This is a genomic window from Streptomyces sp. AK010, assembly GCF_014207295.1.
GTDB classification, from domain to species: Bacteria; Actinomycetota; Actinomycetes; order Streptomycetales; family Streptomycetaceae; genus Streptomyces; species Streptomyces massasporeus.
On sequence record NZ_JACHCX010000005.1, the window covers coordinates 323,474 to 336,400 of the forward strand.

Annotated in this window: 16 protein-coding genes; 5 read left to right on the forward strand and 11 right to left on the reverse strand. The window is 72.4% G+C overall.

The window, feature by feature from the left end; genetic code table 11:
• Positions 1 to 10: 10 nt before the first annotated feature.
• Entirely contained in the window at positions 11 to 397 is a 387-nt protein-coding gene (hisI, locus tag HDC93_RS12610; protein WP_185010126.1) for a phosphoribosyl-AMP cyclohydrolase, read from the reverse strand.
• Positions 398 to 518: 121 nt separating this feature from the next.
• Here hisI and HDC93_RS12615 point away from each other — a divergent pair, with 121 nt between their 5' ends.
• Positions 519 to 1,154, forward strand: a complete 636-nt coding sequence (locus tag HDC93_RS12615) for a TIGR03085 family metal-binding protein (RefSeq protein WP_185010128.1) — start codon at positions 519 to 521, stop codon at positions 1,152 to 1,154.
• A 66-nt stretch (positions 1,155 to 1,220) separates the two neighbouring features.
• Here HDC93_RS12615 and hisF read toward each other — a convergent pair whose 3' ends face one another.
• Genes hisF through hisD form a run of 8 tightly spaced genes read right to left on the reverse strand, consistent with a single transcriptional unit; the run spans position 1,221 to position 6,945 of the window.
• Positions 1,221 to 1,976 carry an imidazole glycerol phosphate synthase subunit HisF gene (hisF, locus tag HDC93_RS12620; RefSeq protein ID WP_185010130.1) on the reverse strand — a complete coding sequence of 252 codons (756 nt, stop codon included), beginning with the start codon at positions 1,974 to 1,976 and terminating at the stop codon, positions 1,221 to 1,223.
• A gap of 13 nt (positions 1,977 to 1,989) precedes the next feature.
• Entirely contained in the window at positions 1,990 to 2,391 is a 402-nt protein-coding gene (locus HDC93_RS12625; RefSeq protein ID WP_185010132.1) for a RidA family protein, read from the reverse strand.
• Positions 2,388 to 3,113: a bifunctional 1-(5-phosphoribosyl)-5-((5-phosphoribosylamino)methylideneamino)imidazole-4-carboxamide isomerase/phosphoribosylanthranilate isomerase PriA gene (gene priA / locus HDC93_RS12630; protein ID WP_185010134.1), complete on the reverse strand. Its 726-nt coding sequence runs from the start codon at positions 3,111 to 3,113 to the stop codon at positions 2,388 to 2,390. The genes HDC93_RS12625 and priA overlap by 4 nt, the downstream gene beginning before the upstream one ends.
• Positions 3,110 to 3,751, reverse strand: coding sequence for an imidazole glycerol phosphate synthase subunit HisH (gene hisH / locus HDC93_RS12635; RefSeq protein WP_398984902.1), 642 nt, complete (start codon positions 3,749 to 3,751; stop codon positions 3,110 to 3,112). The genes priA and hisH overlap by 4 nt, the downstream gene beginning before the upstream one ends.
• Positions 3,752 to 3,759: 8 nt before the next feature.
• Positions 3,760 to 3,924 carry a hypothetical protein gene (locus tag HDC93_RS12640; RefSeq protein WP_003989585.1) on the reverse strand — a complete coding sequence of 55 codons (165 nt, stop codon included), beginning with the start codon at positions 3,922 to 3,924 and terminating at the stop codon, positions 3,760 to 3,762.
• On the reverse strand, positions 3,921 to 4,514 hold the full coding sequence (hisB, locus tag HDC93_RS12645; protein WP_031107372.1) for an imidazoleglycerol-phosphate dehydratase HisB: 594 nt from the start codon (positions 4,512 to 4,514) through the stop codon (positions 3,921 to 3,923). Before hisB ends, HDC93_RS12640 begins: the two co-directional genes overlap by 4 nt.
• Positions 4,511 to 5,623, reverse strand: coding sequence for a histidinol-phosphate transaminase (locus HDC93_RS12650; protein WP_185010139.1), 1,113 nt, complete (start codon positions 5,621 to 5,623; stop codon positions 4,511 to 4,513). The genes hisB and HDC93_RS12650 overlap by 4 nt, the downstream gene beginning before the upstream one ends.
• A complete protein-coding gene (gene hisD, locus HDC93_RS12655; protein WP_185010141.1) occupies positions 5,620 to 6,945 on the reverse strand; it encodes a histidinol dehydrogenase in 1,326 nt (441 codons plus the stop codon). Before hisD ends, HDC93_RS12650 begins: the two co-directional genes overlap by 4 nt.
• 178 nt (positions 6,946 to 7,123) lie before the next feature.
• Here hisD and HDC93_RS12660 point away from each other — a divergent pair, with 178 nt between their 5' ends.
• The 4 genes from HDC93_RS12660 (at position 7,124) to ybaK (ending at position 11,120) form a co-directional block, all read left to right on the forward strand.
• Positions 7,124 to 8,701 (forward strand): oxidoreductase, encoded by a 1,578-nt coding sequence (locus HDC93_RS12660; RefSeq protein ID WP_185010143.1) that lies wholly within the window; start codon positions 7,124 to 7,126, stop codon positions 8,699 to 8,701.
• Positions 8,702 to 8,822: 121 nt separating this feature from the next.
• Positions 8,823 to 9,854: a hypothetical protein gene (locus tag HDC93_RS12665; RefSeq protein ID WP_185010414.1), complete on the forward strand. Its 1,032-nt coding sequence runs from the start codon at positions 8,823 to 8,825 to the stop codon at positions 9,852 to 9,854.
• Between the two features lie 11 nt (positions 9,855 to 9,865).
• The gene (locus tag HDC93_RS12670; protein WP_185010144.1) at positions 9,866 to 10,606 is read left to right on the forward strand and encodes an LON peptidase substrate-binding domain-containing protein; all 741 of its coding nucleotides are present in this window, start codon (positions 9,866 to 9,868) and stop codon (positions 10,604 to 10,606) included.
• A gap of 10 nt (positions 10,607 to 10,616) precedes the next feature.
• On the forward strand, positions 10,617 to 11,120 hold the full coding sequence (gene ybaK, locus HDC93_RS12675; protein WP_185010147.1) for a Cys-tRNA(Pro) deacylase: 504 nt from the start codon (positions 10,617 to 10,619) through the stop codon (positions 11,118 to 11,120).
• 198 nt (positions 11,121 to 11,318) lie between these two features.
• Here the strand turns inward: ybaK and HDC93_RS12680 are convergent, their stop codons facing one another.
• Entirely contained in the window at positions 11,319 to 12,008 is a 690-nt protein-coding gene (locus tag HDC93_RS12680) for an AAA family ATPase (protein WP_185010149.1), read from the reverse strand.
• Positions 12,009 to 12,064: 56 nt separating this feature from the next.
• Positions 12,065 to 12,886, reverse strand: coding sequence for an ABC transporter permease (locus tag HDC93_RS12685; RefSeq protein ID WP_185010150.1), 822 nt, complete (start codon positions 12,884 to 12,886; stop codon positions 12,065 to 12,067).
• Positions 12,887 to 12,927 lie beyond the last annotated feature (41 nt).

The window sequence follows — 12,927 nt, forward strand, 5'->3', positions numbered from 1 at the left end:
GCCGCTGACCTTACTGATCCGTGGCGGAGCCGGCGGGACCGCCGTCCTTGAGGAGCACGTCCTCGTCGAAACAGGTGCGCGCGCCGGTGTGGCAGGCGGCGCCGACCTGGTCGACCTTGACCAGCACGGTGTCGGCGTCGCAGTCCAGCGCGACGGACTTCACCCACTGGAAGTGGCCGGAGGTGTCGCCCTTGACCCAGTACTCGCCGCGGCTGCGCGACCAGTACGTGCACCGGCCGGTGGTCAGGGTGCGGTGCAGCGCCTCGTCGTCCATCCAGCCGAGCATCAGCACCTCTCCGGTGTCGTACTGCTGGGCGATGGCGGGCAGGAGACCGTCGGGGCTGCGCTTGAGGCGCGCGGCGATCCCCGGGTCGAGGTGACTGGGCGTGCTGGTCATGCCGTCCATTGTGCCGCGCGCCGGCGACAGGTCAGGTCGAGTGTCCACTGGACGGACCGTCCCTGGACCGTCGACGGCACGTCCGCTGGGCTGACCGGCGGGCCGGTCGTAGGCTGGCCGCATGTCGACCCATGCCAAGCGTGAACGACTTCTCCTCGCCGACCTGTTGGAGACCGCGGGCCCGGACGCGCCCACCCTGTGCGAGGGCTGGGCCACCCGGGACCTCGCCGCGCACGTGGTGGTGCGCGAGCGCCGTCCGGACGCCGCCGGCGGGATGCTGATCAAGCAGCTCGCGTCTCGCCTGGACAAGGTGATGGCGGAGTACACCGACAAGCCGTACGAGGAGCTGATCCAGCTGATCCGTACGGGCCCGCCGCGTTTCTCGCCCTTCTCCCTCAAGCCGGTCGACGAGGCGTCGAACATCATCGAGTTCTACGTCCACACCGAGGACGTCCGCCGCGCCCAGCCCGACTGGTCCCCGCGCGACCTCGACCCGGTCTTCCAGGACGCCCTGTGGTCCCGCCTGGAGCGCACCGCCCGGCTGATGGGCCGCGGCGTCCCGACGGGCCTGGTCCTGCGCCGGCCCGACGGCCAGACGGCGGTGGCCCACCGCGGCACCCCGGTGGTCACCGTGACCGGCGAGCCGTCGGAGCTGGTCCTGTTCTCCTACGGCCGTCAGAGCGCGGCCAAGGTCGAGCTGGACGGTGACGAGAACGCGATCGCGAAGCTGCAGGAGACAAAGCAGCTCGGGATCTGAGGTTCCGAGGGACAGACGAGAGCCCCGGCCGCACCACGCGGCCGGGGCTCTCGGCAGACGGGGGCGTCACCGCACCGGGTGCCCCGCCTCCCGCAGCGTCTCCTTGACCTGGCCGATGCGCAGGTCGCCGAAGTGGAACACCGAGGCCGCCAGGACCGCGTCCGCGCCCGCCTCGACGGCCGGGGGGAAGTCGGTCAGCCTGCCGGCGCCGCCCGAGGCGATGACCGGGACGGTGACGTGCTCGCGTACGGCCCGGATCATCTCCAGGTCGTAGCCGTCCTTGGTGCCGTCGGCGTCCATCGAGTTGAGCAAAATCTCACCGGCGCCCAGTTCGGCGGCGCGGTGGGCCCACTCGACGGCGTCGATGCCGGTGCCCTTGCGGCCGCCGTGGGTGGTGACCTCGAAGGAGCCCGACTCGGTGCGGCGGGCGTCGACCGACAGGACCAGGACCTGGCGGCCGAAACGCTCGGCGATCTCGCGGATCAGGTCGGGGCGGGCGATCGCGGCCGTGTTGACGCCGACCTTGTCCGCACCGGCGCGCAGCAGCTTGTCCACGTCCTCGGCGGTGCGGACGCCGCCGCCGACCGTGAGCGGGATGAACACCTGCTCGGCCGTGCGGCGCACCACGTCGTAGGTGGTCTCGCGGTTGCCCGACGAGGCGGTGATGTCCAGGAACGTCAGCTCGTCCGCGCCCTCGGCGTCGTACACCTTGGCCATCTCGACGGGGTCGCCCGCGTCGCGCAGGTTCTGGAAGTTGACGCCCTTGACGACCCGGCCGTCGTCCACGTCCAGGCAGGGGATGACTCGGACCGCCAGGGTCATGAATCGTGCTCCTCTAGTGTTCCTCGGAAGGTGTCCCTCTGAATGCTTCCACTTCCACCGACACCAGGACCCGGGAGTCGATGAAGCCCTGCACGACCAGCAGGGTCGTGACCGGGCGCACGGCGTCGAACATCTCCTTGTGGGCCCGGCCCACCGCGTCGACGTCCCGGGCATGTGCCAGGCACACACGGGTGCGGATCACGGACTCGGGCGGGAGCCCGAACTCGGCGATCGCCTCCAGGGCGGTGGTGAAGGCCACCTTGGCCTGCTCGTACGGGTCGCCCTCGCCGTAGAGCACATCGCCCTTGAACGCGGTCGTGCCCGCGACCAGCACACGGTCGCCCGCCGCGACGGCACGTGCAAAACCGAAGGACTCTTCCCAGGGACTTCCGCTCTGCACACGCCGCACGGTCATGACGACACAGCCTCCAAGGCCTCTTCCAGGGTGAACGCCTTCGCGTACAGCGCCTTCCCGACGATGGCCCCCTCGACACCGAGCGGGACGAGGTCGGCGATGGCGCGCAGGTCGTCGAGCGAGGAGACCCCGCCGGAGGCCACGACCGGGCGGTCGGTGGCGGCGCACACGTTGCGCAGCAGTTCCAGGTTCGGGCCCTGGAGCGTGCCGTCCTTGGCGATGTCGGTGACGACGTACCGCGCGCAGCCCTCCCTGTCGAGGCGCTCCAGCGTTTCGTAGAGGTCGCCGCCGTCGCGGGTCCAGCCGCGCCCGCGCAGGGTCGTGCCGCGGACGTCGAGACCGACGGCGATCTGGTCGCCGTGCTCGGCGATGACCTTGGCGACCCACTCCGGCGTCTCCAGGGCCGCCGTGCCCAGATTGACGCGCTTGCAGCCGGTGGCGAGGGCGGCGGCGAGGGTCTCGTCGTCGCGGATGCCGCCGGACAGCTCCACCTTGATGTCCATGGCGCCGGCGACCTCGGCGATCAGCTCGCGGTTGTTCCCGGTGCCGAAGGCGGCGTCGAGGTCGACCAGGTGCAGCCATTCGGCGCCGGAGCGCTGCCAGGCGAGGGCGGCCTCCAGCGGGGAGCCGTAGGAGGTCTCCGAGCCGGACTCGCCGTGCACCAGGCGGACGGCCTGCCCGTCCCGGACGTCGACGGCGGGGAGGAGTTCGAGCTTGCTCACAGTGTTCCGATCCAGTTGGTGAGGAGCTGGGCTCCGGCGTCGCCGGACTTCTCGGGGTGGAACTGCGTGGCCCACAGGGCGCCGTTCTCGACGGCGGCGACGAACGGCTTGCCGTGGGTGGACCAGGTGACCTTGGGGGCCGTCATCGCCGGGTTGTGCGTCTGAAGCGACCAGTCGTGGACGGCGTAGGAGTGCACGAAGTAGAAGCGGGCGTCCGGGTCGAGGCCGGCGAACAGCTGCGAGCCGGGCGCCGCTTCGACGGTGTTCCAGCCCATGTGGGGCACGATCTCGGCCTGGAGCGGCTCGACCGAGCCGGGCCACTCGTCGAGGCCCTCGCTCTCCACGCCGTGCTCGATGCCGCGCGCGAAGAGGATCTGCATGCCGACGCAGATGCCCATGACCGGGCGGCCGCCGGACAGCCGCCGGTCGACGATCCAGTCGCCGCGGGCCTCGCGCAGGCCCGTCATGCAGGAGGCGAAGGCCCCGACGCCGGGCACCAGCAGGCCGTCGGCGTTCAGGGCCTCGTCGTAGTCGCGCGTGATCTCGACGTCGGCACCCGCGCGGGCGAGGGCGCGCTCGGCGGAACGGACGTTGCCGAAGCCGTAGTCGAAGACGACGACCTTCTTCCGCGTCTTCACCGGGCTGCTCAATTCCACACCTCCAGCCTCACCACACCGGCCGCCAGGCACATCGCGGCGCCGATCGACAGCAGCACGATGAGGCCCTTGGGCATCTTCTGCTTGACGAAGGAGTAGATCCCGCCGACGAGGAAGAGACCGACGACGATCAGCAGGGTCGAGGTGCCGTTCACAGGGCGCCCTTCGTGGACGGGAGGATGCCGGCCGCGCGCGGGTCACGCTCGGAGGCGTAGCGCAGTGCGCGGGCGAGCGCCTTGAACTGGCACTCCACGATGTGGTGCGCGTTGCGCCCGTAGGGCACGTGCACGTGCAGCGCGATCTGCGCCTGGGCCACGAAGGACTCCAGGATGTGCCGGGTCATGGTGGTGTCGTACTCGCCGATCATCGGCGCCATCTTCTCGGGCTCGGTGTGCACGAGGTAGGGGCGGCCGGACAGGTCGACGGTGACCTGGGCGAGGGACTCGTCCAGCGGGACCGTGCAGTTGCCGAAGCGGTAGATGCCCACCTTGTCGCCGAGGGCCTGCTTGAAGGCGGCGCCGAGGGCGAGGGCGGTGTCCTCGATGGTGTGGTGCGAGTCGATGTGCAGATCGCCCTCGGTCTTCACGGTGAGGTCGAACAGACCGTGCCGGCCGAGCTGGTCGAGCATGTGGTCGTAGAAGCCGACGCCGGTCTTGATGTCGGTCTTCCCGGTGCCGTCGAGGTCGATCTCGACGAGGACCGAGGTCTCCTTGGTCACCCGCTCTGTGCGGCCTACGCGGCTCATGTGCTCTGCTCCTTCTTCAACTCACGTACCGCGTCGAGGAACGCGTCGTTCTCTTCGGGGGTTCCGGCGGTGACCCGGAGCCAGCCGGGCACGCCGTTGTCCCGGACCAGGACGCCCCGGTCGAGGATCTTCCGCCAGGTCTCGTGGGAGTCCTCGAACCGGCCGAACTGCACGAAGTTCGCGTCCGACGCGGTCACCTCGTAGCCGATGGCGAGCAGTTCGGTGACCAGGCGGTCCCGTTCGGTCTTGAGCTGCTCGACGTAGCCCAGCAGCGTGCCGGTGTGCTCCAGGGCGGCCAGGGCGGTCGCCTGGGTCACGGCCGACAGGTGGTAGGGCAGCCGGACCAGCTGGACGGCGTCGACGACGGCCGGGTGCGCCGCGAGGTAGCCCAGGCGCAGGCCCGCCGCGCCGAACGCCTTCGACATGGTGCGGGAGACGACGAGGTTCGGGCGGCCCTCAAGGAGCGGCAGCAGCGAGTCGCCGTGGCTGAACTCGATGTACGCCTCGTCGACGACGACCATCGACGGCTTCGCCGCCTGCGCGGCCTCGTACAGCGCGAGGACCGTCTCGGGCGGGACGGCCGTGCCGGTGGGGTTGTTGGGGGTGGTGATGAAGACGACGTCCGGCTGGTTCTCGGCGATGGCCTTCTCGGCGGCGGCGACGTCGATGGTGAAGTCCTCGGCCCGCGGACCGGAGATCCAGCCCGTGCCGGTGCCGCGCGAGATGAGGCCGTGCATCGAGTACGACGGCTCGAAGCCGATGGCGGTGCGGCCCGGTCCGCCGAAGGTCTGCAGCAGCTGCTGGATGACCTCGTTGGAGCCGTTGGCCGCCCAGACGTTGGCCGGGCCGACCTCGTGGCCGGAGGTGTCGGTGAGGTACTCCGCCAGCCGCGTGCGCAGCTCCACCGCGTCCCGGTCCGGGTAGCGGTTGAGGTTCCGGGCGGCTTCCCGGACCCGCTCGGCGATGCGTTCGACCAGCGGCTCGGGCAGCGGGTAGGGGTTCTCGTTGGTGTTCAGCCGTACGGGGACGTCCAGCTGGGGCGCGCCGTAGGGGGACTTGCCGCGCAGCTCGTCCCGTACGGGGAGATCGTCGATGCGTACGTCGTTCACTTGCCCTGGGGAACCTTCCAGTCGAACCTCGCCTTGATCGCCGCGCCGTGGGCCGGCAGATCCTCCGCCTCGGCCAGCGTGACCACGTGGTGCGCGACGTCGGCCAGCGCCTGGCGCGTGTAGTCGACGATGTGGATGCCGCGCAGGAAGGACTGGACGGACAGGCCCGAGGAGTGGCAGGCGCAGCCGCCGGTGGGCAGGACGTGGTTGGACCCGGCCGCGTAGTCGCCCAGCGACACGGGCGCCCAGGGGCCGATGAAGATCGCGCCGGCGTTGCGGACCCGGTCGGCCACGGCGGCGGCGTCGGCCGTCTGGATCTCCAGGTGCTCGGCGCCGTACGCGTCGACCACCTTGAGGCCCTCGTCGATGCCGTCGACCAGCACGATCGCGGACTGCCGGCCGGACAGGGCCGGGACGATCCGGTCCTCGACGTGCCGGGTGGCCGCGACCTGCGGCTCCAGTTCCTTCTCGACCGCGTCGGCGAGCTCGACGGAGTCGGTGACCAGGACAGCGGCGGCCAGCGGGTCGTGCTCGGCCTGGCTGATCAGATCCGAGGCGACGTGCACCGGGTCGGCCGTGTCGTCGGCGAGGACCGCGATCTCGGTCGGGCCGGCCTCGGCGTCGATGCCGATCCGGCCGGTGAAGTAGCGCTTGGCGGCGGCGACCCAGATGTTGCCGGGGCCGGTGACCATGTTCGCGGGCGCGCAGGACTCGGTGCCGTAGGCGAACATCGCGACGGCCGTGGCCCCGCCGGCCGCGTAGACCTCGTCGACGCCGAGCAGCGCGCAGGCGGCGAGGATGGTCGGGTGGGGCAGGCCGCCGAACTCGGCCTGGGCGGGAGAGGCGAGCGCGACGGACTCGACGCCGGCCTCCTGGGCGGGCACCACGTTCATGATCACGGAGGACGGGTAGACGGACCGGCCGCCGGGCGCGTACAGCCCGACGCGGTCGACCGGCACCCACTTCTCGGTCACGGAGCCGCCGGGCACGACCGGGGTGGTGTGCGTGTCGCGGCGCTGCGCGCGGTGGACGGTGCGGGCGCGGCGGATGGACTCCTCCAGGGCCGCGCGTACGGCCGGGTCGAGCTCCTCCAGCGCGCGGGTGAGCGCGGCGGCCGGTACCCGTACCTGGTCCAGCCTGACCCCGTCGAACCGCTCGGCGAAGTCGATCAGCGCCGCGTCACCCCGATGATGCACGTCCTCGCAGATCGGACGCACCTTCTCGAGGGCGGCCGCTACGTCGAAGTCGGCTCGGGGCAGCAGGTCACGCAGGGCGGGGCCCTCGACGAGGGCGTCGCCGCGCAGATCGATTCGGGAGATCACGTGCTCAATTCTCTCAGACCCGGGTGAGACGTCGTCCGCGCGTATCAATGGCTGATACAGAACGCCGCGGGAGCCCGGAAGATCGCCTTCACGTCGTGTGTTCGGGTCGTCACACAGCGGGCATGAACTGGTGTACGAGGCAAGTGACCCGTGAGTACCTGGGGAGGGAGAAAAAGCTGTGACCGAGGGGGCCGGCATCCGTGCCGGGGATCTGCCCGACGACCTGACCGCCGCCGAGGCCGGTATGTGGCAGGCCTTCCGCAACGGCACCGTGTACGACCTGAGCTGCGGCGACGCCGTGGCCGACGATCCGCACGGCGGCCACCCGTGGGGCGGGGAGCGGACCGTCCGGGCCCGGATGGTGTGCTGGCTGCTCCTCGACGGGCCGCCCGCCCTGGCCGGCCGCGTGTCGTCGCTGAAGCTGATCGGAGTGCAGGTCAGCGGCTCCCTGGACCTCGCGGGCGGCACCGTGGTGCCGTACGTCGAGATGCGCCGGTGCCGGTTCGAGCAGGACGTGCTACTGCCGGAGGCCCGCTTCACGACCCTGCGCATGGTGGACTGCTCGGTGCCCCGGCTGGAGGCGGCCCGGGTGCACACGGAGGGCGATCTGCATCTGCCGCGCTGCCGCTTCCACCACGGCATCCGGCTCACGGACGCGCAGATCGGCACGGACCTGATGCTCAACCAGGCGATCGTGCACCGGGATCACAGCGGCCGGTCGATCGCCGCGGACGGCATGACCGTCGGCCAGGACTTGCAGGCGGAGCTGCTGGAGTCGCACGGCGAGCTGAGTCTGCGCGCCGCGACCATCGGCGTGTCGCTGAGCCTGCGCGGCGCCCGGCTGAGCAACCCGTTCGAGCGGCTCGCGCTGAACGCCCCGCAGCTGACCGTCGAGCGCAGCCTGTATCTGACGCCGGCGGGGGTCGGCGCCCAGGCGATGAGCGGGATGACCCCGGCGCAGGGGACGCGCATCCAGCGCTTCGCGTGCGAGGGCGGGATCCGGCTGGACGACGGCCGGTTCGGTGACGCCGTCGACTTCGAGGGGGCCCGGTTCACCCTCACGGACGACCAGGAGCTGTCGCTGCGCCGGGTGCAGACGCCGGAGCTGCGGTTCCTCGGACAGCAGCCGGTGCGCGGGCGGGTGGTGCTGTCCGGGGCGAAGGTCATCAACCTGATGGACCGGGCGGACGCCTGGCCCGGCCCGGGGCGGCTGCACATGGGCGGCTTCGCCTACGAGAACCTCGTGCCGCGCGGACCGTTCCCGCCGGCCGAGCGGCTGCGGTGGGTGGCGGCGGCGACCGCCGAGTACAACCCGGAGCCGTACGAGCGGCTCGCGGCCGTGCTGCGGGCCGGCGGGGAGGACGAGGACGCCCGTGAGGTGCTGCTGGCCAAGCAGCGCCGGCACCGCGAGAGCCTGCCGATGGCGGCCAAGCTGTGGGGCTACGCGCAGGACTGGACGGTCGCCTACGGGTACCGGCCGGGCCGGGCCGCGGTGTGGATGGCGGTGCTGTGGGCGGCGGGCTCCCTCGCCTTCGCGCAGGCCGGGCATCCGCCGATGAAGCGGGGCGAGGACCCGGAGTGGAACCCGACGCTGTTCACCCTCGATCTGCTGCTGCCCGTCATCGACCTGGGCCAGGTGGGGTTCTGGCAGCTGCGGGGGCCCTGGCAATGGCTGGCGGCGGCGATGATTCTGCTGGGCTGGGTCCTGGCCACGACGGTGGCGGCGGGGGCGACCCGGCTGCTGCGGCGCAACTGATGGTGCTGATGTGACCACAGTTGTCGAACTGTCACGATTTTACGTTCTCTTGAACATCGGATGTACAACTTTCCGCAGGTTCCATGAACAGTCTGGCGCCGCCATGACCAGCCGACTTTCAATGGTCGGCACCATGGCAATGCAGCTCCCGTTCATCCGCGCGAGCCGGATGGCAAGGACCTCCCCCCACCTCGCCGGCGAGCCGTGCGCCGACGACGAGGTGCTGCTCGACGCGCCCGACGCCCGGCTGAGCCCGGCGCTGGTCGCCGCCGCCCGGGGCGACCACGTCCCGGCCGCCTCGCTGCTCCTGGCCACCCGCGTGGCCTCGGAGTGGGAGCGGCGCGACCGGTACGTGACCCGGCTGGCCGCATTCGCCCGCTCCCGGCCCGAGTGGCTGGACGCCTGGCTCGCCACCGCCCCGCAGGACCCCGACGCGCTGCTGGTCGGGGCCCAGCTGGCGGTGGACCGCGCCTGGCAGTCACCGGCCCGGGCCGAGCTGCTGCGGGAGGTGAGCCCGCTGATCACGGCGGCGGCCCGGGGCGACCAGCGCGACCCGGTGCCGTGGCGGCTCGCGCTCGACCACGCCCGGGGCGCACAGGCCGGGCACACGTACTTCGAGGAGCTGTGGGCGGCTGCCGTCCGCCGTGCCCCGCACCACTACGGCTGTCATGTGGCGGCCCTGCGCTACCTGGCCTCCTCCTGGCACGGCTCGCACCGCGAGTGCTTCGACTTCGCCGACCGGGCCGCCCAGGACGCTCCCCCCGGCGCGCTCGTCCAGGCCCTGCCGCTGCGGGCCGCCTTCGGCTACCTCACCGACGACTGCGGGCCCGAGGTGCCGCGCGAGCGGCTGGACGCGGCCGCCGACCGGGCGATCGCGCTGTCCCCGCGACTGCCGGCCCACGACCCCTGGCCGGCCCGGATGCGGAACCTGCTGATCTTCGTCCTGGTGCGCCTGGAGCGCTGGCCGGACGCCGTCGAGCAGCTGCGCCTGAACGGCCCGTACGCCACGTCCTTCCCCTGGGACCAGGTGTCGGACGACCCGCTCGGGCACTTCCTGCGGGTGTGCGAGGACGTGCGGTCCGCGGTCGCCGGGGACCCGTCCTGGCATCCACGGAGTGAACGGGGCGGTCGAGTCCGTCCCGGCGACCATTAGGCTTTTGCGTCGTGACCACCGTCCGGCTCCCCCTCTTCCCCCTGAACACGGTGCTGTTCCCGGGGCTCGTGCTTCCGCTCAACGTCTTCGAGGAGCGGTATCGCGCCATGATGCGCGAGCTGCTGAAGACGCCCGAGGACGAGCCGCGCCGGTTCGCCGTCGTGGCGATCCGCGACGGCCACGAGGTGGCCTCGACCGCGCCCGGCATGCCCGATCCGACCGCCCTGCCCGAGCGGGGACCCTCGGCCGGTTTCGGCGCGGACCCGGTCAATGCGTTCCACAAGGTGGGCTGCATCGCCGACGCGGCGACGATCCGGGAGCGCACCGACGGCTCCTTCGAGGTCCTGGCGACCGGCACGACCCGGGTGAAGCTGCTGTCGGTCGAGGCGTCCGGGCCCTTCCTGACGGCCGAGCTGGAGCCGCTGGACGAGGAACCGGGCGACGAGGCCGCGCCGCTGGCCGAAGGCGTGCTGCGGTCCTTCCGCCAGTATCAGAAGCGGCTGGCCGGGGCGCGGGAGCGGTCTCTTGCGACGGAGGCCGACCTGCCGGACGAGCCGGGCGTGGTGTCGTACCTCGTGGCGGCGGCGATGATGCTGGACACCCCGACCAAGCAACGGCTGCTCCAGGCTCCCGACACGGCGTCCCGCCTGCGCGACGAGCTGAAACTCCTTCGCTCCGAGACGGCGATCATCCGTAGTCTGCCGTCGTTGCCCGCGTCGGAGCTGACGCGCGGCCCGATGAGCCTCAACTGAGCGGATCCGCATGGCGAAGAAGTCGAAGAAGCAGCACCAGCCGGGCGGCACCCCCGCGACGGTGGCCCTCACGGAGGCGGGCGTGACGTACACGGTCCACTCCTACGACCACGACCCCGCGCACCCCTCCTACGGCGAGGAGGCGGCCGAGGCCATGGGCGTCTCCCCCGACCGCGTCTTCAAAACCCTGGTCGCGGACGTCGACGGCGCCCTGACGGTCGCGGTGGTCCCGGTGGCGGGCCAACTGGACCTGAAGGCGCTGGCCGCGGCCGTGGGCGGCAAACGCGCGGCGATGGCCGACCCGGCGCTCGCGGAACGCACGACGGGCTATGTCCGGGGCGGCATCTCCCCGTTGGGCCAGCGCAAGAAGCTCCCGACGGTCCTCGACGAGTCGGCCTCGTCCCACCCGACGATCTGCGTCTCGGCGGGCCGGAGGGGCCTGGAGGTGGAGCTCGCCCCGGAGGACCTGGCCAAGCTGACGGAGGCGGTCCTGGCCCCCGTCGCACGCGCCTAGCCTGCAGGCGCCAAGCCACCCCAGCCCCCGCCACCCGCCGCACGCGCCTAGCCTGCAGGCGCCAAGCCACCCCAGCCGCAGGCGCCCCCGCCACCCGCCGCACGCGCCTAGCCTGCGGGCGCCCAGCCACCCCAGCCGCGGGCACCCCCGCCACGCCGGGCTGCGGACCCACCCGCCCCCGGCCGCCACGCCGTGCGCTTACGCGGCGGGCGGTGCCTGATGCGGCCCGTGGGGAAACTCCGGTTCCGGGTCGCGGGGCCCGAACAGCGCCATGAGCCCGAGGTGGAGCACCAGCGCGGCGAGCGGCCACGCCAGCAACGCGCCCTTAGCGCCCAGCTTCAGCGGCGCGGTGAAGGTCACGCCCCGCCCGACTTCGCGCGCGTGTGCGATCACGTCCTCGGCGGGCCCGAGCCACACCCCGACCCGCCAGGCGAGCAGCGACCCGAGCAGGCCTCCGAGGGCCAGCCCCACCACCAGCGGCACGCCCCCGCGCCGCCGCAGCAGGAAGACGACCAGCGCGCTGACGGCGCCGAAGCACAGGCCCAGCAGCGTGAACGTGCCGTCGACGCCGATGGCCTGCTCCCCCTCGGTGTCCTTGAGGTAGACGACCCAGTTCTTCTCGACCACGTCGCCGACCAGCGGCACGTGCGGCGCGAGCCACCACCACAGCACTCCGAGCAGCACCCCGCCGAGCGCCACGGCCACCGCGATCACGGCGGCCTCCCGCAGTTCCGTCCTCATTCCGGGGCCGTCCTGTCCGTACCAGCCGTGCCCGGCGTACTCGGCGTGCTGGGAACCGGGAGCCCGAGGCCCGTCGGCCGGCGGCTGCCACGCACCCTGTGCGGAGTGTTCATGCGGGGGCGGTGGCGGAGTCAGTGGTGCGGTCACCCTGCCATCGTGCCAGCCCCGCTCGTGCGCCGCGTCACCGGAGGACCGCTCCGCGCTCAACGGACGGCCGCCCGGCGGTACGCCCAGGTCGCCACGGCCAGCGAGACGACGCCCACGACCCCGCACACCGCGAGGTCACCGAGCACGAAGGCCCAGTCGGGGTGCGGCCCGAACGTCCGCGCGAAGGCCTCCACGCCGTACGTCGACGGCAGCAGGTCCCGCGTGAAACGCACGGCCTCCGGCATCCGGTCCGCCGGCAGCACGCCCAGCAGCAGCGCCGCCGACATGCCCAGCTGCCCGAGCAGCGTGGCCAGTTCCGGCCGGGGCGCGAGCAGCCCCAGCGCCGCCCCGAGCCCGGCGAGTGCGGCGCCCGCGAGCGGGATCACGGCCATGAGGACCCACAGATGGGCCATCGGCAGCCCGAACAGCACACAGCCGAACAGCGCGGTCACGACGGTCCCGGGCACGGTGAACGAGGCGTACGCGCCCGCCGCGCCCAGCACCACGGCCGCCGGCGGCACCGGCAGCGTGGCGTAGTGGTCGAGTCCGCCGCTGGCCCGCAGCTGCCCGAAGTACTGCGCGAGCAGATTCAGCGCGACGAAGGCGACCACCAGGACCGACGACCCGGCGACGACGGCCTGCGCCTCCGCCCCGTCGTCCACGACCCCGCGCATCAGGATCATGATCCCGACCGACTGGAAGGTCGCCACGAACAGCAGCGGGATCCGCGCCACCCGCGCCCGGGACAGCTGGGCCCGGTACACGGCCGCCAGCGACGGCCACAGCCGCGCCCGAGGCCCGAGCTCGACCGCACACGCGGCGGGCTCCTCCACGGCCAGGGCACTGCCCGGCAGGACATCGGCGGGTACGACACTCACGTCGCGCTGCTCCCCTTCGCTCGGGTCCACTGCGGCAGTCG

Excerpts from the sequence above, each read along its gene's own strand:
- HDC93_RS12625 (WP_185010132.1), bottom strand. The coding sequence starts at position 2,391 with ATGACCGTGCGGCGTGTGCAGAGCGGAAGTCCCTGGGAAGAGTCCTTC.
- hisB (WP_031107372.1), bottom strand. The coding sequence starts at position 4,514 with ATGAGCCGCGTAGGCCGCACAGAGCGGGTGACCAAGGAGACCTCGGTC.
- HDC93_RS12615 (WP_185010128.1), top strand. The coding sequence starts at position 519 with ATGTCGACCCATGCCAAGCGTGAACGACTTCTCCTCGCCGACCTGTTG.
- hisF (WP_185010130.1), bottom strand. The coding sequence starts at position 1,976 with ATGACCCTGGCGGTCCGAGTCATCCCCTGCCTGGACGTGGACGACGGC.
- hisI (WP_185010126.1), bottom strand. The coding sequence starts at position 397 with ATGACCAGCACGCCCAGTCACCTCGACCCGGGGATCGCCGCGCGCCTC.
- ybaK (WP_185010147.1), top strand. The coding sequence starts at position 10,617 with ATGGCGAAGAAGTCGAAGAAGCAGCACCAGCCGGGCGGCACCCCCGCG.
- HDC93_RS12665 (WP_185010414.1), top strand. The coding sequence starts at position 8,823 with ATGGTCGGCACCATGGCAATGCAGCTCCCGTTCATCCGCGCGAGCCGG.